The 23,488-nt window shown below is 70.5% G+C and carries 17 protein-coding genes, 1 pseudogene and 1 riboswitch; of the genes and pseudogenes, 7 read left to right on the forward strand and 11 right to left on the reverse strand.

The window, feature by feature from the left end; all coding sequences use genetic code 11:
• The 6 genes and pseudogenes from DLJ58_RS14945 to DLJ58_RS14970 all read right to left on the reverse strand — a co-directional run.
• A pseudogene (locus DLJ58_RS14945) lies at positions 1 to 1,071 on the reverse strand (AAA family ATPase); the annotation flags it as partial.
• The gene (locus tag DLJ58_RS14950) at positions 1,068 to 1,793 is read right to left on the reverse strand and encodes a hypothetical protein (RefSeq protein WP_124856853.1); all 726 of its coding nucleotides are present in this window, start codon (positions 1,791 to 1,793) and stop codon (positions 1,068 to 1,070) included. The pseudogene DLJ58_RS14945 and the gene DLJ58_RS14950, both read right to left, overlap by 4 nt.
• Positions 1,790 to 2,905, reverse strand: coding sequence for an endonuclease domain-containing protein (locus DLJ58_RS14955; protein ID WP_124856856.1), 1,116 nt, complete (start codon positions 2,903 to 2,905; stop codon positions 1,790 to 1,792). The genes DLJ58_RS14950 and DLJ58_RS14955 overlap by 4 nt, the downstream gene beginning before the upstream one ends.
• A 67-nt stretch (positions 2,906 to 2,972) precedes the next feature.
• Positions 2,973 to 4,391, reverse strand: a complete 1,419-nt coding sequence (locus tag DLJ58_RS14960; protein ID WP_124856860.1) for a WGR domain-containing protein — start codon at positions 4,389 to 4,391, stop codon at positions 2,973 to 2,975.
• Between the two features lie 62 nt (positions 4,392 to 4,453).
• Complete coding sequence (locus tag DLJ58_RS14965; RefSeq protein ID WP_124856863.1) at positions 4,454 to 5,413, reverse strand: acetamidase/formamidase family protein; 960 nt, start codon at positions 5,411 to 5,413, stop codon at positions 4,454 to 4,456.
• A 90-nt stretch (positions 5,414 to 5,503) separates the two neighbouring features.
• Positions 5,504 to 6,523, reverse strand: a complete 1,020-nt coding sequence (locus DLJ58_RS14970) for a polysaccharide deacetylase family protein (RefSeq protein WP_124856867.1) — start codon at positions 6,521 to 6,523, stop codon at positions 5,504 to 5,506.
• 427 nt (positions 6,524 to 6,950) lie between these two features.
• Between DLJ58_RS14970 and DLJ58_RS14975 the strand changes: the two genes are divergently transcribed.
• The 3 genes from DLJ58_RS14975 to DLJ58_RS14985 all read left to right on the forward strand — a co-directional run bounded on the left by DLJ58_RS14975 (position 6,951) and on the right by DLJ58_RS14985 (position 14,676).
• Complete coding sequence (locus DLJ58_RS14975) at positions 6,951 to 8,030, forward strand: glycoside hydrolase family 19 protein (RefSeq protein WP_124856870.1); 1,080 nt, start codon at positions 6,951 to 6,953, stop codon at positions 8,028 to 8,030.
• 275 nt (positions 8,031 to 8,305) lie between these two features.
• A complete protein-coding gene (locus DLJ58_RS14980; RefSeq protein WP_124856873.1) occupies positions 8,306 to 13,921 on the forward strand; it encodes a GH92 family glycosyl hydrolase in 5,616 nt (1,871 codons plus the stop codon).
• Between the two features lie 95 nt (positions 13,922 to 14,016).
• Positions 14,017 to 14,676, forward strand: coding sequence for a phosphotransferase (locus DLJ58_RS14985; protein WP_124856877.1), 660 nt, complete (start codon positions 14,017 to 14,019; stop codon positions 14,674 to 14,676).
• Between the two features lie 152 nt (positions 14,677 to 14,828).
• Here the strand turns inward: DLJ58_RS14985 and DLJ58_RS14990 are convergent, their stop codons facing one another.
• The 3 genes from DLJ58_RS14990 to DLJ58_RS15000 are packed head-to-tail and all read right to left on the reverse strand — an operon-like array spanning position 14,829 to position 16,317.
• The gene (locus DLJ58_RS14990; RefSeq protein ID WP_208741104.1) at positions 14,829 to 15,425 is read right to left on the reverse strand and encodes a histidine phosphatase family protein; all 597 of its coding nucleotides are present in this window, start codon (positions 15,423 to 15,425) and stop codon (positions 14,829 to 14,831) included.
• Entirely contained in the window at positions 15,422 to 16,192 is a 771-nt protein-coding gene (locus DLJ58_RS14995) for a CbtA family protein (protein ID WP_124856880.1), read from the reverse strand. Before DLJ58_RS14995 ends, DLJ58_RS14990 begins: the two co-directional genes overlap by 4 nt.
• A complete protein-coding gene (locus DLJ58_RS15000) occupies positions 16,183 to 16,317 on the reverse strand; it encodes a CbtB domain-containing protein (RefSeq protein WP_244218944.1) in 135 nt (44 codons plus the stop codon). Before DLJ58_RS15000 ends, DLJ58_RS14995 begins: the two co-directional genes overlap by 10 nt.
• Positions 16,318 to 16,421: 104 nt before the next feature.
• Positions 16,422 to 16,567: riboswitch (cobalamin riboswitch) on the reverse strand.
• A gap of 274 nt (positions 16,568 to 16,841) precedes the next feature.
• On the opposite strand from DLJ58_RS15000, the gene DLJ58_RS15005 reads away from it, so the two are divergent.
• From DLJ58_RS15005 to DLJ58_RS15020, 4 genes are all read left to right on the forward strand, one after another.
• The gene (locus DLJ58_RS15005; RefSeq protein ID WP_124856883.1) at positions 16,842 to 17,720 is read left to right on the forward strand and encodes an amidohydrolase family protein; all 879 of its coding nucleotides are present in this window, start codon (positions 16,842 to 16,844) and stop codon (positions 17,718 to 17,720) included.
• 320 nt (positions 17,721 to 18,040) lie between these two features.
• The gene (locus DLJ58_RS15010; RefSeq protein WP_091406814.1) at positions 18,041 to 19,048 is read left to right on the forward strand and encodes an ABC transporter permease; all 1,008 of its coding nucleotides are present in this window, start codon (positions 18,041 to 18,043) and stop codon (positions 19,046 to 19,048) included.
• 40 nt (positions 19,049 to 19,088) lie between these two features.
• Positions 19,089 to 20,141 carry an ABC transporter substrate-binding protein gene (locus DLJ58_RS15015; protein WP_124856885.1) on the forward strand — a complete coding sequence of 351 codons (1,053 nt, stop codon included), beginning with the start codon at positions 19,089 to 19,091 and terminating at the stop codon, positions 20,139 to 20,141.
• Positions 20,141 to 20,959, forward strand: a complete 819-nt coding sequence (locus tag DLJ58_RS15020) for an ATP-binding cassette domain-containing protein (protein WP_124856887.1) — start codon at positions 20,141 to 20,143, stop codon at positions 20,957 to 20,959. The genes DLJ58_RS15015 and DLJ58_RS15020 overlap by 1 nt, the downstream gene beginning before the upstream one ends.
• 191 nt (positions 20,960 to 21,150) lie before the next feature.
• Here DLJ58_RS15020 and DLJ58_RS15025 read toward each other — a convergent pair whose 3' ends face one another.
• Complete coding sequence (locus DLJ58_RS15025) at positions 21,151 to 21,873, reverse strand: FadR/GntR family transcriptional regulator (RefSeq protein WP_124856891.1); 723 nt, start codon at positions 21,871 to 21,873, stop codon at positions 21,151 to 21,153.
• Between the two features lie 7 nt (positions 21,874 to 21,880).
• A complete protein-coding gene (locus DLJ58_RS15030) occupies positions 21,881 to 23,278 on the reverse strand; it encodes an enolase C-terminal domain-like protein (RefSeq protein ID WP_124856893.1) in 1,398 nt (465 codons plus the stop codon).
• Positions 23,279 to 23,488: the final 210 nt, after the last annotated feature.

A 23,488-nucleotide genomic window follows, 5' to 3' on the forward strand; every position in this document is an offset into this window, starting at 1 on the left:
GGGGGCGATCGGCCAGGTGGGGTGCGGTGGCCCGAAGTACATACCCGCGAAGGCGGCGGCGAGGCGCTTCGACACGATGGCCTGCCCGATCTCCGGGGTGGGGATCCGGTCCGGCAGGGTCGCCGTACGGAAGCGGTCAGCGACCGGGGTGGGCGCGGTGCGGGTCATCAGCACCCAGGTGTCCGGCAGGCACGAGACGACGACCAGTGTGCGGCGGGTGATGTCGCGGAGTTTGAGCAGGCCGTCGGCGATCGGGCCGAGCACCTTGGCCTGGCCGTCCTCCAGCCCCTGATGCTGGTTGAGCAGTGAGGTGCTGGTCTGGGCGAACAGCGTGTCGAGCTGGTCGACGGCGATGACCGTGGGGTCCAGGGTCAGGGCCATCAGCCGGGAGATGTCCTGCACGACCTGCTGCGGTGTGCGGATCGCGGGGCTCAACCCCCACGCCGCCCGCGCGGTCGGGTCACCCGGTTCGGAGATCAGGTGGGCGTAACCGACGTCCTGTGCCTCGAAGTCGATGGCGCCGTGCAGGACGAGCGCCCGCGCGGTGTCCTGGGCGTCCCGCCCGACCTCCCGATCTCGCTCGCGCAGCGCCCAGATGAAGGTGTCGAGCTGCGCACGGGTCACCGGTCGGGTGCCGGCGACCGCGTCGCGGACCTCCACCGGCAGGCCGAGCTGGGGGGTGAGTCGACGCAGGAAGGTCTTCAACTGGGTGCCCCAGCCGACGTGGGGGCGGCCCATCCCCTCCACCAGGGCCAGGGCCACGCTCTCCCAGAACGTCTTGCCACTGACCATGTCGACCAGGAAGAAGTAGCCGCCGTCGCCCTGGATCCGTTCGCGGACCGCCCCGAGCAGGTGCGTCTTGCCGGCGCCCGCGCGGCCCTGCATGGCCACCCCGAGCGGCATGCTGGTGTCGTCGGTGCGGGCCCGTGCCACCCCGCGCAGGATCTCCGCGGCGACCTTCTCATGCAGTTCCGGCACGTTGTGCGGGCTCGGTCGCCAGACGTCGTCCGGGGTGACCGCCGGGTTGAGACTGACCGCTTCCAGCGCGGCCCGCTGGTCCTCCGAGATCATGCCGGGCCGATCGCCAGGGCGTGGTTGTCCTCGTTCCCGATGCGGACGGCCGCGGCCCGGTCCCGTGCGGTCAGTGACTTGGTGTTCGCCACCGGGATGATGCGGACGTCCTCCCGGCCGACCATCGCCCGCAACGCCGCGTCGAGGGCGGCCCGGTCGGTGTCGGTGAGCCGGTCGCGGACGTCGGCGAGGCCGACCCAGGCGCCCGGCGCGGTGGCCAGATCCCGGTACGCCGAGCGAACCAGTGCCTCCACCTCCGCCGCGGACACCGGTGCCGCCGCTGCCGCCGTCGTCGTAGCGGTCACCGTGGGTGCCGGTGCTTCCTGTCGCGGCTCGCTGGTCGCCGGGGCGGCCGTTGCCTCGGTCTGCTTGAAGAAATCGCCGTGGCTGACCCGGAGCCGGTCCAGCGAACGGTGCAGGTTGGACAGGACGACGAACAGGGACCGGGTCGTCGAGCCACCCTGCTTCGGCGGCGCGGCGGTGTGCAGCTGACGTGCCACCCGCCAGCCCTGCTCGGTCAGCTCGTGGGCGAAGGGCCGGTGCGTCCGATCGGTGTCCACCAGGCCAAGGTCGACGAGCTTCGTGTTGTCCTTGCCGGTCAGCGTGAAACCGGCCAGCTCTTTCAGCTCGACGTTGGTGAGTCGGCGTGCCTCGACCATCAGCACCACGAGGGCGTTGATCTGGTTCGGCGTCAGGTGCGGGACGTCCGCCGGGCTCGTCATGATGTCTCATCTCCGTGGGGGTGCGTGCCGCCCGCGCGTCGCCGGGCCAGTAGCCGACGGATCCCGTCGACCACCGCCGGCGCGTCGGTGAGCACCTGTTCGTTGGTGAAGCGGAGCACGTCCAGCCCGAGGAGTTGCAGCTGTACGTCTCTCCGCCGGTCGTTTGCGAAAGCGATTCGCCCACGATGCTCCGGGCCGTCCACCTCGACCGCAAGACCCTCCGTGGGCCAAAACAGATCCAGACGGTACGCCGTGGCCAGGACGTGCCACTCGTAGGTCTGGTTCCACCGCCGGCCCCGCGCCCAGTCGTGCGGTGCGAGCGCACGTTCCAACGCCTGCTCGGCGGCGCTGTCACCGCGGGGCACGCCCGCGATCGGCGGCCAGGCCAGCACCGTCGACGCCGGCTCGGCGGCGAGGGCCGGAAGCCGTTCGGTCGTGCTGGCCAGCCCGGCGAATCGCGCCGGCACCGGCATGGGCACCGAGCGCACCCGGTCGGCGTGGCGCAGCGTCCCGCCGGCCAACCACACCGTGAAGCCACCGTGTCGCACGAGCCACTCGGCGGCGGCCACCAGCGTCCGCTCGGCGTCGGCGTCGGCGTCGGCGTCGGCGTCGGGCAGGGCCATGACGAGTACGCAGCTCTGCCGGTCGTACGCGTCGGCGATCACTCGGGCGAGCCCGGCGGCGCGTACCCCCGGGGCGAAGCGGGATCGGCCGCCGGGGTGGTGCGGGCCGCGTAGCCCTCGCTCGGCGAGGTCGGCCAGGAACGGGCCGAAGTGCCGGGAGCCTGCGGCGGTACGGGCCGCGAGTGCCCGCACCGCCGCCACGCCGAGCGTGCCCTCGCTGTCGACATGGTCGGCTCCCGCCAGCCAGCGGGGGAACATCGCGAGGGCCGCGGTGTCCAGTTGGTCGAGCAGGGTGTCCACGAGGTCACCGAGAGGGCATGTCACGGTGGGCCGGTAGTGCACGATTGCGGGTGCCGCCGGTGGTAACGGGTCGAGTGCCACCCGCAGCAGCTCCGGGTCGATGCCCGGCAGGTGACTGACTCGCCCTGTCGGCGGGGCAGCCCACCAGGCCCTGCTGGCGTCGCCGTCGGCCCGGACGGGGTGTGCCATGGCGGCACCCTACGACACCGACGGGCGCGGCCGGGGACCCTCGGTAGCGAGGCGGTGCGACCCCCGCTCAGCGCAGCCGGCGGATGTCGCCGTACGCGCGGTAGTAGCCACCGCGGCTGGACTCGCGCACCTCGGTCACCAGGTAGCGGGCGCCCGGCTCGCGAATCCCCTTGGGGAACTGCACCGACCAGTCGCGCCGGTAACCGTCGGAGAGCACCTGAACCCGCAGCCGCCCCCGATCGTCCAGGCACTGCACGACCACGCCCGCGCCCGAGTCGCTGGTCACCTCGACGATCGTCGGCTGCACCGGCTGGGGTGCCTGGCGGGGGGCCTTGATGTCGCGTACCTGGGGCACGTTCCCGGCCTGCGCCGCGCGGATCGCCGGCTCGCTCGCGTCGATGCAGGCCAGATGGCCGCCGGTGGTGACGACGTAGAGCCGGTCGTCGTGGTACTGCATGGAGTACGCCGAGCCGCAGCCGGTGCCGAGCTTCCACAGCCGGGTGCCTGCCTCGTCGAAGCAGTAGATCGAGGACTGGCTGTCACCGGCGAAGACGTACTCGCCGCCCTCGGCGGTGGCGCAGGAGAAGACCGGGGCGTCGCAGCGGTAGGTGCGTTCGAGCCGACCCGACTTGGACAGCCGCACCACCTCGCGGGTGCCCGTCCCGGCGAACACACTGCCGCGCTCCTGCCAGCCGAAGAGCACCGAACCGGTGGTGGTGTGCCACAGTTCGCTGCCGGTGCGCCACTCGTAGCCGGTCACGCCCTGCGAGTGGCCGTGGTAGATGGCGTCGGCGTCGCACCGCACCATCCAGGCCGAACGCCCCCGCCCGGGGCGACGCCACAGGAACTCGTCCTCGTGATCGACGGCGGTGATCCCGCCGTTGGCGTCGGAGACGCCGAGGACGCCGTCGTGGATGTCCAGCCAGTAGATGTCGATCTCCGGGGCGATCGCGTACGCCACGCGGGGCACCTTGCCGGACAGGTCGTAGACGTTGCCGTCGTCGCAGCCGGCGTAGATCCAGGCGTCGTCGGCGACGATGCACTTGACCCCGTCGGGAAGGCGGACCTGGCTGCGCACCTGGGCGTCGTGGTCGAGCGTGGTGATGACTCCGTGCTCGTTGCCGACCATGCAGTGCTGCCCGTCGACGAAGATGCCGAAGGCGGGGCCGCCGGAGTCGTAGCGCCAGAGCACCGGGGCGGTGTGGGCGGTGGAGCGGGTGCTCACGATCTGCCGCCGCGACACGGTGCGCTTCTGGCGGACGCCGGGGACCGCCGGCGCGTAGCCCTTGCGGACCTTCTCCCCGATCTTCTTCGCTGCGGCGGCCCGGGCGCGGGCGTTGTCCGGATAGGCACTGGCCTTGACCTGACCCTGGTCGCCGATCCGGCCGTAGCGCACCGTCAGCGTGGCGTTGTCGACGATGACCTCGTAGAACTTGTGCGCACCGTCCACTTCGGACAGTTCGAGGTAGGTCGTCTCCTGGGACATGGGGGGCCTCCGAGGGTCAGCGAGCGGCGCGATCCGGCCGGCGCGGCGACAGTGACCACACGTTAACGGAGCCCTCCGACAGAATCGGCGTCCGGCCAGCGCAGCGCGTCGTCGCGGAGCACCGCGTGCGCGCCGACGGTCTGGTTGACGATCTGCGTCACCCGCACGTCGACCGCGATGCTGGCCAGCGCCACCGCGTCCGCGCGGCTGAGGCCGTGCAGCCGCTGCATCAGGGTCAGCATCGAGTCCAGAGCGGTGAACGTGGCGTCGTCGAGGGACGTGCCGACGCCCAGGGTCAGCCACGCGTCGGGGGTACGGGCCACCGGGCCGGTGACCGGAAAGTCGTCGCGTACGTCGAAGGTCAACGTCACCTCGTCCATCTGACACTCGATCGCGGTGCCGCCGACCTCGCCGTCACCCTGTGCGGCGTGCCCGTCCCCGACGGAGAACAGCGCGTCGTCCACCGGGATCGGCAGCAGGAGGGTGCTGCCGGCGGTGAGGTCCCGGCAGTCCAGATTGCCGCCCCACGGGCGCGGTGGGGTCGTCGAGTGCAGCCCCGGCTCGGCGGGCGGCATGCCGAGCACTCCCATGAAGGGCCGCAGCGGAACCGTGTGGCCGTGCTGGTTGCGACCGGTCATGCTCACCGGGTCCAGCGTCCAGGCGTGCACCACCTGGTGTTCCTGCACGCCGTAGTGCTTGTTGAACCCGCTCGGCCAGCCGCCGGCCACTGTGGTTCCCCAGTTGCCCGGGACGACCGTGTCGATGCGTACCGCGAGGGTCTGACCAGCGCGCGCACCGCGGACGGCGACCGGACCGATCAAGGCGTGTCCGTGGTCGGGCCGGTGCTGCGCGACGCGGGGCCGCTCTCGGTTCGGCCCGCCGGGGTACGGGCCGGCGGACCACCAGCAGTCCAGGGTGCGGTAGGTGACGGAGTCGCCGGGGTCGATGGTGAGCACGGGCGGGAGGTCGGGGGAGAAGTGGCCGTGCAGGGTGTCGTCCCCGGGCGTGAGGGTGTGTCGCATCAGTGCAGGCTAGTGGCCACGTGCGGTGGGCAGGCAGGTGCGCGGTGGGTGCCGGGCGCACCCACCGCGCACGACTCAACCTGGGCGATGTCAACCCGAGGTGCACGAGCGAATCTGTGGGCGGGCGCTGCTGTTGCCGTTGGTCATCGTGGTGAAGCCGAAGGTGTTGCCGCTGCCATTGGAGCGCATGGTCATGACGGTCCCGCTGCTGTCCCAGGTGGCGGTGCCGTTCCAGATGGTGGAGACGCGCTGCGGCGAGGTGATGGCCACGACCACGGTCCACGTGCTGGCGCCACTGACCGTCACCGACGTGTTGTACCTGTCGCCCCAGACGTTGGGGGTCGTGGCGGTCGCGGTGCAGGTGCCGCCGGAGGGCGGCGGGGTGGTCGGCGGCGGGGTGGTGCCGTCGGGCGCGACCGCGCGGCCGGTGGACGGCGAGATCATGCCGGGGCACAGGTTGCGGCTGGTCAGGTTGGCCATGATCTGGGGGATCGCGTCGCGGGTGTTCTGGATCCCGTCGTGCATCAGGATGACCTGACCGGCCTGGAGTCGACTCGCGTTGGACACGATCTGGCTGACGCTGGCGCCGTTCCAGTCCTGCGAGTCCACGTCCCAGATCACCTGGCGCATGCCCAGCGACGACGCCACTGACTGCAGGGTGGAGTTGGTCTCGCCGTACGGCGGCCGGAACAGAACCGGCCGGCTGCCGGTCGCCGACTGGATCGCCGAGCTGGTCTGGGACAGGTCCGACTGCATCTGGGACTGGCTCATCGAGGTCATGTGGGCGTGGTTCCAGCTGTGGTTGGCGACCCACATGCCGGCGGCCACCTGGGCCTGTGCGGCCGACCTGTTGTTCTGGACGTTCTGCCCGACGTTGAACATCGTGGCCCGTACGCCGTTGTTGCGCAGCACGTTGAGCAGCGCGCTGGTGTTGCCGGTCGGGCCGTCGTCGAAGGTGAGGCCGACGTAGCCGTTGCAGGTGGCGGCGCTCGACGGGGTCGAGGTGGCGGCGAGGACGACGCCGCACATGGCGACCGCGGTGGCGAGGACGGCGAGCGCCGCGCGCAACCGCCTCGACCACAGGGCCGTGCGGGGGAAGAGTCTGCTCATCTGGTGCCCCTTCTCGCAGACCCGGACGGCGGACGGCGCAGTCCGGACAGGTGTGGTGGTGGGTGGGTCGCGGCGCGCCACCGCATCGACCTCAATGGATCGGAGTATTACAGCGAGAATTCGAACACGTCAACAAGTTCCGGAATCACTCCGGAACAGTGCAGGGCGGCTTGTGAGGTAGGCACCTGCCCTGGCCAGTCGGGACTTCTTAGAGGCTGATCTGCCGGGGAGTCAGTTGACGCCGGCCGGAATCTTTGTGGTCGACATGATCCGGAAATTCATCGGAAGTATCGGCGGCCGACCACGGAGTTCGCCGCCGTCCGAGGTCGACGAATTAGTAAAGATTGTGAACAGAAGATGTTACAGTCACCTGGGTCGATATCCGGCTCGGATTTCGGCCACTGGGGTCCGAGGAAGGAGCAACCACATGACGAGACTCCGCGCGCTGGTCGCGCTGGCGGCACTGATCGTCGCCGGCGGACTGGTCGCGATCATCCCGGCGACCGCCGCGTCAGCGGCGGCCTGCTCAGCGTCGTGGCAGGCCTCGGCCGTCTACTGGGGAGACGCGCAGGTCTCCCACAACGGCCGCAACTACCGGGCGAAGTGGTGGACCCAGAACGAGGCCCCGCCGGGCACGACCGGCGTCTGGGAGGACCTCGGCGCGTGCGGAGGCGGCACCACGCCGCCCACCGGGGGGACCTGCTCCTACCCGAACTGGACCGCCGGGACGTGGTACGCCACCGGGGCGATCGTGCGGTACACCAACGGCCTCTACTACATCGCCGAGCATGACAATCCCGGGTACGACCCCGTCGTCAGCACCTGGTACTGGGAGCCGTACACCTGCGGTGGTCAACCACCGACCACCCCGCCGCCCACCGACCCGGGCGGCTTCGTGGTCACCGAGGCCCAGTTCAACCAGATGTTCCCGGGTCGCAACTCCTTCTACACGTACTCCGGGCTCGTCGCGGCGCTCAGCGCCTACCCGGCGTTCGCGCGCACCGGCAGCGCCACCGTCCAGCGCCAGGAGGCCGCGGCCTTCCTGGCGAACGTCTACCACGAGACCGGCGGGCTCGTGCACATCGTCGAGCAGAACACCGCTAACTACCCGCACTACTGCGACCCCGGTCAGCCGTACGGCTGCCCCGCCGGGCAGGCCGCCTACTACGGGCGGGGGCCCATCCAGCTCAGTTGGAACTTCAACTACAACGCCGCGGGCAACGCCCTCAACCTGCCGCTGCTGACCAACCCGTGGCTGGTGCAGACCGACGCCGCGGTGGCCTGGAAGACCGGTATCTGGTACTGGATGACCCAGAACGGGCCGGGCACCATGACCGCCCACAATGCGATGGTCAACGGCGCCGGGTTCGGTCAGACCATCCGCAGCATCAACGGCTCGATCGAGTGCAACGGCGGAAACCCCGCCCAGGTGCAGAGTCGCGTCACCAGGTACCAGCAGTTCGTCGGCATCCTCGGGGTGTCCGCCGGAGCCAACCTCTACTGCTGATCCGTGGCCGGGCCTCGGCGTACGTCGCCGGACGGCGTCGAGGCCCGGCGCATCGGTCGCCGGACCCCGAGGGGGTGGCGGCCGTTTCGGCGCGGCCAACCCGTTGACACGGCCGTGCTGTGCCCGGAACTATCAGCGACAGTCCATCGCCCCGACTCTCGTTGTTCACGAACTCCGATGACAACGATGTCAGGGCTCCGACCGCCACCCCCGCTCCACACTGCCCAGACGTTCGACGTACTCGACCCGGTTCGAGTCGAAAGGCTCCGTCCCTCATGTCGCACACCCCCCTTGCGCGCCCTCTCTCACCCCGCCTGATCGCGGCGAGGACAGCCGCCCTGCTTCCGCTGGGCCTTCTTCTCGCCGCGCCCGTGGCGAACGCCGCCCCCACCCCCGCACCGCCGGGCAACTTCACCTCCTCGTTCGAGTCCGCCGACCCGCAGCCCGCCACCAGCACCGTGGAGGTGGGCCAGAACGGAAAGCCGGTCCAGGCCAACCTGAGCGGCAAGGTCTCCACGCTGCCCGGCAGCCTGCTCGGCCAGGTCGACGCCGTGACCGCGAGCGACGAGAACCAGCCGCGAGAGATCGCCGCGAACCTCACTGACGACGATCCGTCGACCAAGTGGCTCGTGTTCGCGTCCAGCGGCTGGGTGACCTACCAGCTCGCCAAGCCGGCGACTGTCGTGCGCTACTCGCTGACCGCGGCCAACGACGCACCGACCCGTGACCCCAGGGACTTCGTCGTCCAGGGGTCGAACGACGGCAGCACCTGGACCGACCTGGACAAGCGTGCCGGCGAGAAGTTCAGCGGGCGCTTCGCCACCAAGACCTACAGCTTCACGAACCCGAACGCCTACGGCTTCTACCGGCTCAACGTCACCGCGAACTCCGGTGACTCGCTCGTGCAGCTCGCCGACTGGAACATCAGCGACGGCTCGGACGTCCGCCCGCCGGCCACCCCCATGGTCAGCGAGGCGACCGCCGGCCCGAACGGCGGCTACACCACGAAGCCGGACGTCGGGTTCACCGGACTGGCCGCGCTGCGCTACTCCGGCGGCGCCGAGGGCAACGGCCGGTCGTACGCGACCAACAAGCTCTTCGACGTCACCATCCCGGTCGGGCCGAAGACCCGACTGTCGTACAAGATCTTCCCCGAGTTCACCGGTGGAGACGGCCGGTACCCGTCCACCTACACCGCCGTCGACCTGCACTTCACCGACGGCAGCTACCTGAGTGGTCGCTCGCCCGCCGACCAGCACGGCTACCCGCTCACGGGTGCCGGTCAGGGCGCCTCGAAGGTGCTCTTCGCCGACCAGTGGAACCTGGTGCAGGCCGACCTGGGCACCGTCGCGCGCGGCAAGACGATCGACCGCATCCTGCTCGCGTACGACAATCCGCAGGCCACCGGGGAGACCCGGTTCCAGGGTTGGCTGGACGACATCGAGCTGACGGCCGCGCCGGCGTCGATCGACGGCTCGAAGCTGACCAACTACGTCGACACCCGACGGGGCACCAACTCGACGGGCGGCTTCTCGCGCGGCAACAACCTGCCGATCACCGCCGTGCCGAACGGGTTCAACTTCTTCACCCCGGTGACCGACGCGACCTCCGACTCGTGGGAGTACGAGTACCACCGGATCAACAACGAGGCCAACCTTCCCATGCTCCAGGGCCTCGCGATCTCCCACGAGCCCAGCCCCTGGATGGGTGACCGCAACCAGATGTCCGTCATGCCGGTCGTCGGTGGCGGGCCGCTCACCGGTCAGCCCGCCGGCCGTGCGCTCGCCTTCAGCCACGACGACGAGACGGCGCAGCCGGACCTCTACCGGGTCAGGCTCCAGAACGGCCTGGTCGCGGAGATGTCGCCCACCGACCACGCCGGGATCATGCGGTTCACCTTCCCCACCGGGCAGCAGACCGGAAGCCTCGTCTTCCACAACGGCACGTTCACCATCGGCACGGACGGCACGTTCACCGGTTGGGTCGACAACGGAAGCGGCCTGTCGGCCGGTCGTAGCCGGATGTTCGTCTCCGGCGCCTTCGACCGGGCGCCGACGGCGTCCGCCGCGACCTCGGCCACCTTCGACCTCTCCGGCTCGCGGGAGGTGACGATGCGTCTCGCCACGTCGTTCCTCTCCGTCGACCAGGCGCGCCGTAACCTCGATCTGGAGGTCACCGGCAAGAGCTTCGACCAGATCCACGCCGCCGCCACGGCCGCGTGGAAGGACCGGCTCGGCCGGGTCGAGGTGCGGGGCGCCAACGAGTCGCAGTTGGTCACCATGTACTCGAACCTGTACCGGCTGAACCTCTACCCGAACTCGCAGTCGGAGAACACCGGCACCGCCGCCGCGCCGCGCTGGCAGTACGCGAGCCCGGTCTCGGCGCCGACCGGCGCGTCGACCCCGACCCGGACCGGCGCGAAGATCGTCGACGGGCAGATCTACGTCAACAACGGCTTCTGGGACACCTACCGCACCGTGTGGCCCGCCTACGCGCTGCTGTACCCGGACGTCGCCGCGAAGATCTCCGACGGGTTCGTCCAGCACTACCGCGACGGCGGCTGGATCGCCCGCTGGTCGTCCCCGGGCTACGCCGACCTGATGACCGGCACCAGCGCGAACGTGGCGCTGGCCCAGGCGTACCTCACCGGGGTCAAGCTGCCCGACCCGCTCGCGGCGTACGACGCGGCCGTCAAGGACGCGACCGTCGCGTCCGGGCGCAGCGCGGTCGGGCGCAAGGGCATCGAGAGCTCCCTGTTCCTCGGCTACACGCCGACGTCCACGGGGGAGTCGGTGTCGTGGGCGCTGGAGGGCTACATCAACGACTTCGGCATCGGCAACATGGGTGCGGCGCTCGCCAAGGACCCGGCCACGCCGAAGTCGGAGCGTGCCCGGCTCAAGGAGGAGTCGCGGTACTTCCTGGAGCGGGCCCGCAACTACGTCCACCTCTTCGACCCGAAGACGAAGCTCTTCCAGGGCCGCGACGCCGCCGGCAACTTCCTCGCCGGTGACCCGCTGGACTGGGGTGGCGTCTACACCGAGACCAACGGGTGGAACTTCGCGTTCACCGCCCAGCAGGACGGCCAGGGCCTGATCAACCTGTACGGCGGGCAGAAGGCGCTGCGGGACAAGCTCGACGCGTTCTTCACCACCCCGGAGAACGCCGACCGCCCCGGTGGGTACGGCGGCGTCATCCACGAGATGCTCGAAGCACGCGCGGTGCGGATGGGACAGCTCGGCATGAGCAACCAGCCGTCGCACCACATCCCGTACATGTACAACGTCGCGGGCGCGCCGGCCAGGACGCAGGAGACGGTACGAGAGATCCTGCGCCGTCTCTACGTCGGCAGCGAGATCGGCCAGGGCTACCTGGGCGACGAGGACAACGGCGAGATGTCGTCGTGGTACATCCTCAGCTCGCTGGGCATCTACCCGTTGCAGGCCGGGTCGTCCGAGTGGGCGATCGGCTCGCCGCAGTTCACCCGCATGACCGTGCACCGCAGCAGCGGCGACATCGTCGTCAACGCGCCGAACAACAGCGCGGCGAACATCTACGTGCAGGGCGTGTCGGTCAACGGCAAGAAGCAGCGCGGCCTGTCCCTGGATGTCGCGACGCTCGCCAAGGGCGGCACCATCGACTTCCAGATGGGATCCAAGCCGTCGTCCTGGGGCAGCGGCAAGAACGACGCCCCGCCGTCGCTGACCAAGGGTGACGAGGCGCCGAAGCCGTTGCAGGACGTCACCGGCCCCGGTCTCGGCACCGCGACCGCAACCGGCGGTCAGGACGCGTCGAAGCTGTTCGACGACTCGTCGACCACGCAGCTGACCTTCACCTCGGCGACCCCGCAGATCACCTGGGCCTTCCGTGGTGGCAGGCAGAAGCCGAAGTACTACACGGTCACGTCCGGGGCCGGTGCCGGCGATCCGGCGGACTGGCGTCTGCAGGGTTCCAACGACGGCCTCACATGGACCACAGTGGACTCCCGCACCGGTCAGGTGTTCCCGTGGCGTAACCAGACCCGCCCGTACTCGATCGACAAGCCGGGACGGTTCGCGCAGTTCCGCCTCGCCGTCACGAAGACCGTCGGCGCCGCGCAGACCAACCTCGCCGAGGTCGAGCTGCTCGCCGGGGGTGACCTCGACCTCGGCGGCGGCGACATCACGGTCACCGCGGCGGACGGCGTGCACGCGAGCACCGGCGTACCCGTCTCGGTGCCTCTGGCCACCGTCACCGGCGGCGACGCCAACGGCTACCAGGCCACCATCGACTGGCGTGACGGCACGCCGGTCACCGCGGGCACCGTGACGTTGAGCTCGCGGGCCGTCTACCGCATCGCCGGGTCGCACACCTACACCACACCCGGCTACCACCAGGCGAACGTCACGGTGACCGACGGCGAAAGCCAGAGCTCCGCGACGGTCGGCGTCGAGGTGGCGTACGCCCCGGCCTCCGGCCTCACCGCCGCGTTCGACAGCGTCTGCGTCGGCGACGAAGGGGTCCTGGCGGCGGACTGTGACGCCAAGTCGTGGGCGTACTCGCGGGCCGCCCTGGCGGCCGGTGGTGTGACCCAGGGCCAGCCGCAGCAGGTTCCCGCAACGGCGCTGCGGTTCACAGTGCCGGTGATCCCGGCCGGGCAGCCGGACAACGCCACCGGCAACGGGGCGACCGTCGTCCTCGACCTTCCGCAGGACGCGAAGAGCATCTCGTTCATCGGCGCCGGAACGCAGGGCAACCAGAGCACCACCGGCACGGCGACGTTCAGCGACGGCAGCACGGCCAGCATTCCGATCCAGTTGAGCGACTGGACGCTGGGCGGCAACGCCAACGGCACCCCGTCCTACGGCAACGTCATCGTCGCCCGGACGGCGTACCGGTTGCAGGGCACGAGCCGTGACGGCGCCCAGCCGTTCCTCTTCGCCACCGCGCCGTACCAGATTCCGGCGGGCAAGACGCTGGTGTCGGTGACCCTGCCGACGCAGACCGGTGACCCCCGCTCGGCGGGTCGGATCCACGTGTTCGCCGTGGCCAACGACGGCACGCCCGCCCCGGCGCTGACGACCGCCGCCCCGAAGAACCAGACGGCCACCGCCGGGCAGGCCCTCGCGGCGAACCTCGGTGCGGTGACCGGCGGCGTTCCCGGTACGACGGGCTACCGCGCCCGCGTCCAGTGGGGTGACGGCACGGTTCCGGACGACGTGACGATCGGCGCGTCCGGCGCGATGAGCGGCCAGCACACCTACGCACGGGAGGGCACCTACACGGTGCGCGTCACGCCGTGGGACACGCTGTCGAGCAGCACCGAGTCCTTCACCGTGACCGTGGCTCGGGGCGGATCGCAGCCGGCGATCGCGCTGTCCGCGTCCGGCACCGTCGCCACCGGTGGCGCGATCACCGTCAACGGCAGCGGCTTCGCCGCCGGCGAGCAGGTGACCGTCAGCGTCGGCACCGACCCGGGTCGGGCCATGAAGGTCGCGGCCTCTGCGACGGGAACGGTCCGCGCCTCGGTGCCGACCTCCGGTGACGCGCAACCCGGCCGGTACGCCGTCACCGCGACGGGGGCGTCCTCGCGTACGCCGGCCACTGCCACCGTCCAGGTGACCGGGGAGCCGGAGGCGCGGACCTACCAGCCGCGGGTGGCGTTGCTGACCACCTCGGGCCCGCGCGGCACGTCGATCATGGTCGACGGTTCCGGGTTCGCGCCGAACGAGGTGGTCACGATCGCCTTCGGGACCGGACTGGCGGTCAGCACCGTGCGCGCGAACGGTGACGGCGTCATCTCCGGCGCGACGGTCAGCGTTCCGGGTGCGGCGAAGGCGGGCGCGACCAGCGTCACGCTGAACGGCGCCACGTCGGCGACGAAGGTGTCCCGACCGTTCACCGTCACCGGCTAGCACCGAGCCGGGGACAGTACAGCCGCGTGGGGCGGGCCGTGTTCAAGGCCCGCCCCACGCGCTTGTCGCGCAACCCACTGTTAGCGTCGTCTGCCATGGCCGACCACGCGCTGCTCGCCTCGGGGCGCGACGCCGACGTCTACGCGCTCGACGAGTCGCGGGTGCTGCGCCGCTACCGCCAGGGCGGGGACAGCGCGCCCGAGGCGGCGTTGATGGCCTACGTCGCGGCCGCAGGCTACCCGGTGCCCGTGGTGTACGACGCCCAAGGGCCCGACCTGGTGCTCGAACGACTCCACGGCGAGACTCTCCTGGCGTCGATGCTCACCGGGCGCACCGGCATCGGCGCGGCCGCCGACCTGCTCGTGGGCCTGCACGACCGCCTCCACACCCTGCCGGCCCGGGTCAGCGCCGACCCGGCGGACCGCGTCCTGCACCTCGACCTGCACCCACAGAACGTCATGGTGACCTCGCGCGGACCGGTGGTCATCGATTGGCGCAACGCGACCGAGGGGCCGGCCGACCTGGACGTGGCCATGACCGCTCTCATCCTCGCCGAGGTGGCGGTCAGTCACGACTCGCAACTCGCCGATCTTGCTCGGGACGGCCTCGATGCCTTTCAGCGACGCGCCGAGCCGCCCCGGGCCAGCCAACTACGACGTGCGGTGGGTCTGCGCCGGGTCGACCCCGCGCTGTCCGCCGTCGAGAAGTCCGCCCTGGGTCGCGCCGCCGCACTGGTCCACACCCGCGTGGGCTGAGGCAGAGCCGAGCGCCCAGTCGGGCTCAGCGCGGTGGCAGCAGCGCGTCGATCAGGGCACGCAGCGGCCCGACCAGGTCCTGTTCGGTGGCGGAACCCAGCGGTTCCAGCCGGATCGACGAGCGCAGCACCGCGACGCCGTTCGGTGCGAACTCAAGCCGCTAGCGGCGCGCCCAGTCGGAGTTGCCAGCTTGCGCCCCGGCTGGTGAGCCGGACGACCGCCAGCGGCTCCACGTCCACCTGCCGGTACGTCGCCATCGGAAGGCCGAGGGCGTGCACCACCGCGACCCGGATCACCAGTGGGTGGGTGACCGCGATGACGCGTCCACCGGCTTTCTGCTGCTCGTCCAGCCAGCCGCCGACCCGATCCCGCACGGCCGTGACGGACTCACCGCCGTGCGGCGCGGACTCCGGTGCGGACAGCCAGTCGTGCAGCGCCTGCGGCTGCGATTCAGCAATCTCCTCAAGCGACCGGCCGGACCAGTCCCCGTAGTCACAGTCGGCCAACGCGGTCTCGATCGTCGGCAGCAGGCCGAACGCGTCGGCGGTCTGTCGGGCGGCCACCGCGGGGCTGGAGAGGCAGGTGGCGTTCACGCCGAGAGGCCCGCGCCGGTCCGCACCCGCCTGGGCCTGGGCGAGTGCGGCACGCAGGCCACCCTCGTCCAGGCCGTCGTCGGCGCCGCCGAAGCGGGTCCGGCGCAGAGCGGCGGTGTGACCGTGGGCGACCAGCCGGAGGCTGGTGCCGGTCACGTGCTCGGCAGTGCGGTGCCGGCCCGACGACGCCGCTCGTGGTGCATCAGGGCCGCGAACAGCAGGCCGATGCCGGTCCAGAGCACGACCTGGGTGCCGAGCGAGGCCAGTCGGAAACTCCACAGCAGGGTCGCCGGGAAGTCCGCCGGAACCTCCTGGAAGGACGGCATCACCACGTACGACACTGCCGTGACCAGCAGGAACCCGCCCACGGCCGCAGTGGCGCGCAGCCACGTAGGCGCCTGGGCGCCGACCGACCGGTAGCCCAGCGAGCCGGCCCACACGGCCACCAGCCCGAGCACCACCATCAACAGGTAGGTGACGGTCCGTTGGTTGATGGTGGCCGGGTCGCCGACCGCCGGCGGGTTCGCCGGGTACTTGAGGAACGGCACGATCACCGCGCCGAGCAGCGCCGCGCCGGCCAGCAGCAGACCGGACCGCCCGTCGTCGTCGCCGCGCCGCCGCCGGGACAGCAGGACGTACGCCGTGGCCAGCAGGCCACCCATCGCGGCCCCGAACAGGCCGGTGGCGAGGAACAGACCGCCGCGCTGACCCGTCCGGCCGACCAGGGCGTCCTCGTGATCGTGCGCGCCTGCGGCGGGCTCGGCGTGCGTCGCCGCCTCCTCGATGGCGATGGCTGCCTCGACGTGCGGTTCGCCAGCGACGTACGCGAACGTCCCGGCGAGCAGGCCGGCGATCAGGCCGGCCAGCAGCCCGCGAACGAGGACGGCGACGAACGGGGGAGTGGTGGTGGTGTTCAGTGGCACGGGACACCCAGCAGGTGCCTGCCGTCGTGCATCAGCTCGTGCAGGTACATCCCGCTGCGAGACACCGCCCCCTGGTCGAAGGCGACGAGGTACGCCAGCAGGGTGAGCACGGCTACGGTCGCCAAGACCGGCCACAGTAGACGGACACTGCCAGCGGGGTGCACCACCGGCTGGCTGGAAGCGGAGCTGGACATGAATACACGAACCTCCCCAGGGATGACGCGTCCCCATCGCAAGGCTGCGGACGACCGAGCGTCCTGGCTCGCGGCCCCCAGTTGTGGTTGGGGAACCGCTCACAGTGGCGCGACCGCGCCGGATTCACACCGGCTTCCCTCGCGTCGCCGCAGATAGTGGGTCGACGGTAGCGGTGCCGCCTCAGACGGTCAACCCGGACCCTGCGCCCCGACCGCGTCCGGATACCGGCACGTCAGCGAGGCGCCCCAGCCGCAGGCGCCAGGGGATTCGTCAGACCAAAAGGCGACACTGCGGGGAGCTGGTCGTGGCGCGCGTTCCGGGATTCAACAACAGTCTGTTACCGCTAACATGGTCAACCTGCCAGATCGACTCTGTGGCTCCGGGTTGACCCGGAGGGTTCGATCAGCGGCTGGGCGGGGTGTGGGGTGGACGAGAACGCGTCAGGACGGGTCCGGTGACGACCGGCGAGGTCGCGCGCCGGCCGGGCATCGTCGACGCGCATCATCACCTCTGGGTCCGGGCGCGGCACCCACAGCCCTGGATCGACCCGCACACCATGCCCGCGATCGACGACGACTTCACGCCGGTCGAGCTCGCCCCGGCGACCCGGGCCGCCGGGGTCACCCAGACCGTGGTCGTCCAGTCCGTCGCGGTTCGGTCGGAGACGCCCGAGCTGCTCGGCATCGCGGCCGACGATCCCCTCATCGCCGGGGTCGTCGGCTGGGTCGACCTCACCGCCGCCGATGTCGACCGTCGCCTCGCCCGACTACGCAGGGCGCGCGGCGGCGAACGGCTGGTCGGGATCCGCCACCTGGTCCAGTCCGAACCGGACCCGACCTATCTCGACCGCCCCGACGTGCGGCACGGCATCGCCGCGGTCGGTGCCGCCGGCCTCGCCTTCGACCTCCTGGTGCGCCATCGTCAGCTGCCGGCGGCCGCCCGCCTCGTCCGCGACCTGCCCCAGGTGCGGTTCGTCCTGGACCACCTCGGCAAGCCCCCGCTCGGGCGCGCCGATCTCGGTGACTGGCAGCGCGACCTGCGGGCGCTAGCGGCCGAGCCCAACACGACGGCGAAGCTCTCCGGCCTGGTGACCGAGGTGGACGGCGGGTCCTGGACGACGGCCGACCTGCGGCCCGCAGTCGAGCACGCCCTGGACGTGTTCGGGCCGGATCGGCTGATGTTCGGCTCGGACTGGCCGGTGTGCCTGCTCGCCACCTCGTACACCCGCTGGGTCACCGTCCTCGGTGACCTGCTGGACCCGCTGACCGACGACGAGCGGGCCGCGATCTGGCGCCAGACCGCCAGCCGGGTCTACCGGCTGGCCCCGTCCTGAGGCGGCAGCGCCTTCCCAACTGGGGACATAGCATGTTATCGATAACATGCTGACGGCGGCAGCGATGTCGATTTGGTCGGACGTATGCCTTCGACGGTGCAGGTAACGATGGCAAAACATGCGCGCAAGACCTTGGCAACATACGTGAATGCGTGGCAAGGTAACGCCTGATCGTGGGAAACATCAGACCTATCTCCAGGGGATGTGTGGCTACCTAGCCGCACCACCGTTAAAGCGGGGTCGGTCGCTCACAGGCGTTCGGCTCGTCGGCGGGTCCCCGTCGGACGCCGGCGCCGCGCTTGGGGAGGTCAGGTCCGACGATGAGTAGCGCCGAGGCAACCGCCGGCACACAGCGCGGCGAACTCAGCGACTGGTTCCGGGAACGGATCTCCCACGCCGTCTCCGAGTTCACCGCCGCGACCGCGCTGGTCGTTCTGTTCATCGCCTTGACCTTCGCGAGTCCCTACTTCCTGACAGCGGACAACCTCTTCAACATCGGGGCCCAGACGGCGGTGATCGCCATCATCGCCACGGCCCAGACGATGGTCATCATCACGAAGGGCATCGACCTGTCCGTGGGTTCGGTCGCGGCGCTCGCCGGCGTGTTGGGCGCGATGGTCGTGCGCGACCTCGGCTTCTCGCTCTGGGCGGCGACGGCGGTCGCGATCGGCGTCGGCGCGCTGGCCGGGCTGTTGAACGGCCTGCTGGTGACGGTGGCCCGGATTCCGCCGTTCATCGCGACACTGGGGACGATGTCCGTGGGTCGCGGCCTGGTCTTCATCATCACCGGAGCAGTCGGCGTGTACGGCCTGCCGCGGTCCTTCCAACTGCTCGGCAACGGGCAGATCCTCGGCATCCCGTTCGCCGTGGTGATCACCGTCCTGGTCGCCGTCGGGGTCGCCTTCCTGCTCTCCCAGACCCGCTTCGGTCAGTACACCTACGCGATGGGCTCCAATCTGGAGGCGGCCCGCCGCTCCGGCATCCGGGTCGGGCGGCACCTGACCGGGGTGTACGTCCTGGCCGGCGTGCTGGTCGGGCTGGGCGGCATGATCGCCGCGTCCCGGGTCAACTCCGGCCAGCCCAACTACGGGATCTCGCTGGAACTCGACGTCATCGCCGCCGCCGTCATCGGCGGAGCCAGCCTGTTCGGCGGGCAGGGCCGGATCGTCGGGACCATCATCGGCGCGTTCCTCATCGCCCTGGTCCGCAACGGTGCCGTCCTGCTCGACATCAGCATCCACTACCAGCAGGTGATCGTCGGCGTGATCATCTGGGCCGCCGTCTACTTCGACCAGTACCGCCGCCGGCGGCTGGAATCACGGGGTTGACATGCCATTCCGAGAGTCCGAACGAGGAAGGACACACACCATGGCACATACCACCACCAGCCGGCGGACGCGAGGACGACTCCTGCGCGCGCAGGCGATCCTGGCCGCGGCTGCGGCGACCGCCCTGCTCAGTGCCTGCGGCGGGGTCGAGGTCCGTGACGGCGGCGACGGCGCGACCAAGGACGCGAGCGGCCCGTTGAAGCTTGCCGTGGTACCCAAGGCGGTCGGGGCCGACTACTGGAACACGGTCAAGGCGGGCGCCGAGTGCGCCGCGCAGCGCGCCGGGGACGTCACCGTCCAGTGGGACGGGGTGACCACCGAGACCGACGTCGAGGGCCAGGTCAACCTGATCCAGAATTTCGTCACCAAGAAGGTCGACGGCATCGTCTACGCGGCGACCGACTCCAGCGCGCTGGCACCGGCGACCGACAAGGCGCTCAGCGCCGACATCCCGGTCGCCATGATCGACTCTGGCACCAGCCCGCAGCCGTCGAACGTGCCCCTCTTCGCCACCGACAACCGCGCGTCGGCGACCGAGGCGGCGAAGCTGCTCGCCACCGAGCTCGGCCCCGGCAACCACGAGGTGGCGCTCGTCGAGTTCCAACCCGGATCGCAGACCAACACCGAGCGGGTCGACGGCTTCAAGGCCGGCCTCGCCCAGTACCCCAACCTGAAGCTGGTCGGCCAGCAGCCGAGCCGCAGTGACGTCAACGAGGCCCGACGGGTCACCGAGAACATCCTCACCGCCAACCCCAAGCTCGCCGGCGTCTTCGCGGCCAACGAGCCGAGCGTGCTCGGTGCCGCGCAGGCCATCCAGGCGGCCGGCAAGTCCGGCAAGGTGGTCATCATCGGCTGGGACGCGGCCCCGGACGAGATCGCCGGGGTGCGCAGCGGCCAGATCTCGGCGCTGGTCGTGCAGAACCCGTTCAAGATGGGCTACTTCGGCGTAGACAAGATGGTCAAGCACCTTCGGGACAAGGCGCCGCTGGCGTCGGCAGACACCGGCGTCACGTTCGTCACCAAGGAGAACATCGACTCGGCGGAGATCAAGGCGGTGCTCGAGCCCAGCTGCGCCAACCCGCCGGTGCAGTGATGGGCGCGATCCCCACTGCCATCGCGGACAGCGATCAGCAACCCACCGACGCGGAACCGCCGGTCCTCGAAGCCCGCGGCATCGTCAAGCGGTTCGGGCACGTCGAGGCGTTGCGTGGCGCCGACTTCACGGTCCGCCGAGGTGAGGTCGTCGCGCTGATCGGTGACAACGGCGCCGGCAAGAGCACCCTGATCAAGACCCTGTCCGGTGTGCACCCGCCGGACGAGGGCGAGATCCGGGTGGGCGGCCGTCCGGTCCAGTTCTCCACTCCGGTCGATGCCCGGAGGGCGGGGGTGGAGACGGTCTACCAGGACCTCGCCGTCGCCGACGACCTCAGCGTGGCCGCCAACCTGTACCTCGGCCGGGAGATCCTCCGCTCCGGACCGCTCGGCCGGCTCGGGCTGTTGGACAAGCGCGCCATGCGCCAGGGCGCCGCCGCCGCCCTGGACGAACTCGGCGTACGGATCCCTCGGGTCACCACCCCGATCGTGATGCTCTCCGGTGGGCAGCGGCAGTGCGTGGCGGTGGCCCGGGCCATCATCTGGGCGACCAACGTGGTCATCCTCGACGAGCCCACCGCGGCCCTGGGCGTGGTCCAGACCGGGCGGGTGCTCGACGTCGTTCGGCGTGCCCGTGACGCGGGCATGTCGGTGGTGCTGGTGAGCCACAACATGCCTCAGGTGCTCGAGATCGCCGACCGGGTCGAGGTCTTGCGCCTCGGTCGGCGCGCTGCCCAACTCCGCGCCGACGAGGTCACCACCGACGATCTGGTCGCGGCGATGACCGGCAGCACCAACGTGGATCGGGACGAGCGGTGACGGCTGTCGTCCAGCGGGGCGCCCGTGATCCCGCCCGTCCGGCGACCCGCAGCGGCGTCGGTCCGCCGCTGCGGGTGAGCCCCCAGGGCTTCGGCGCCCCCCCAGGGCGGCAATCTCTACCGGGCGATCTCGGACGAGCAGTTCGCCGGTGGCAGCATGTGGAGCCGACCGTGAGACCCGCACATCGGCCGTCACGACCGGGCCGACTCGATGCCGGTGTCGGCGTCGTCGGGTAACCCCTGCAACGACTCCTCCACGCCGATCAGGTGGTTGGCCATCCGGGTGCGCGCCCGCTCCGGGTCGCGTGCCACGAGGGCCTTCAGGATCGCCACGTGTTCGTCATGGGTGCGCAGGTCCGCACCCTCCTCGTGCAGACTCCGCCAGAGCCGGCCACGGATGGTGCGCCCGGCGAAGGCTTCGATCAGGCCGACGAGCACCGGATTCTCGGCGTGCACCGCGATGATCCGGTGGAAGGCGATGTCGATCTCCATGATCCGCTCGTGGTCCGGCGGTGACTGGCCGATCAACCGGGCCGCCTCGTCGAGCAGGTCACCCGCCTGGGACAGGGCCTCGTCGGTGATCCTGGTCGCCGCCAGGCAGGCGGCCTCGCACTCCAGCAGACGGCGAACGGTGTGGATGTGCCGGGGATCGCCCTGGCCCTGGAAGTCCACCACGAAACCCATCGGGGCCAGCAGTTGTGGCGCGTCGAGGTTGGTGACGTAGGTGCCGTCGCCCTGGCGGATGTTGACGATGCCAAGGATCGACAGGGCCGACATCCCCTCGCGCAGGGACCCCCGCGAGACACCGAGCTGCTCGGCGAGGTCCTTCTCGATGGGCAACCGGTCCCCGGGCCTGAACTGCCCTTCGAGGATCATCCGCTTGATGCCGTTGACCACTTCGTCAGTGCGAGACATGATCCCCCTAGCGGCCGGCGGGGGTGGCCTTCCCACCCGCGATCACGTACGCCGCCTCCGGAGATGACACGGTAGTCGGGTCTGTCGCCGCCCAGTAGTGGCCGTCAGGGAACCGGTAGAGCGCGACCGACTCGGTACGCATCCGGGTGGAGTAGCCGGGCTGGCTGGGCAGGACGTATCCGCTGCCGGAACCGGTGTCCCGGATGATGCAGGGATCGGTGAAGTGTTCGTGCAGGTGGTCGACGAACTCGGTGACCCGGTTGGTGAGGTCCCCCGAGATCGCGACGTAGTCGAGCACCGACACGTGTTGGACCATCTCGCACAGCCCGACACCGCCGGCGTGCGGGCACACCGGGACGTCGAACTTCGCGGCGAGCAGCAGCACGGCGACGATCTCGTTGATGCTGGCCAGCCGGCCGGTGTCCAGCTGGCAGAAGTCGATGGCCTCGGCCTGGAACAGCTGCTTGAACATCACCCGGTTGTGGCAGTGTTCGCCGGTGGCGACGCCGATCGGAGCGACGGCGCGGCGGACGGCCGCGTGGCCCAGGATGTCGTCGGGGCTGGTCGGCTCCTCGATCCACAGTGGCTTGAACTGGGCGAGGGCGGTGACCCACTCGATGGCCTGACCGACGTCCCACACCTGGTTGGCGTCGATCATCAGGTTGCGATCCGGTCCGAGGATCTCCCGCGCGATCGCACATCGGCGGATGTCGTCGTCGAGGTTGGCGCCCACCTTGAGCTTGACGTAGCCGTAGCCGGTGTCCACCGCCTCCTGACACAGGCGGCGCAGCTTGTCGTCGCCGTAGCCGAGCCAACCCGCCGAGGTGGTGTAGGCGGGGTAGCCGGTCCGGTCGAGCTCGGCGAGGCGGGCGGCCTTCGTGCCCTCCTTGGCCCGCAGGATGGCCAGTGCCTCGTCGCGGGTCAGCGCGTCGGACAGGTAGCGCAGGTCCGCGATGTCGACGAGTTGCTCGGGGGACATGTCGACGAGCAGCCGCCACACCGGCTTGTCGGCGAGCCGGGCGACCAGGTCCCACGACGCGTTCAGCACGGCCGCCAGGGACAGGTGGACGACACCCTTCTCCGGACCGAGCCAGCGCAGTTGCGAGTCGGAGGTGAGGAGGCGGTAGACCGCGCCCATGTCCGCTGCCATCGTCGCCACGTCCAGGCCCACGAGAAGCTGTGCCTGGTGGACTGCTGCCGCCGCGACGATGTCGTTGCCTCGACCGATGGTGAAGGTCAGGCCGTGCCCCGCGAGTGGCGCGCCGACGCCGTCGACGCCGTCGGTGTGCAGGACGACGTAGGCCGCCGAGTAGTCGCCGTCCTTGTTCATGGCGTCTGACCCGTCAGCGGTCAGGGAGGTGGGGAAGCGGACGTCTTCGACGGTGACGGCGGTGATCTGCGGCATGCGCTCCTCGCCCGGCTAGGCTAAAGATCAGATGATCACTGGGAGTATACGGAGGGCCGCTCCAGCACGTCAACGATGTCGATCACTGCAGGCCCACAGACATATGATGTTTGCCTCGCCGGGCTGATCCGCCTTGCCGCCCATCATGCCGGTTGGCGGGTGAAGGTGACGGGAGTGGCGGTCCGTGGAGATTGGATGTTCCATCCCCTG

This window comes from Micromonospora arida, from assembly GCF_003857035.1.
GTDB lineage: Bacteria > Actinomycetota > Actinomycetes > Mycobacteriales > Micromonosporaceae > Micromonospora > Micromonospora arida.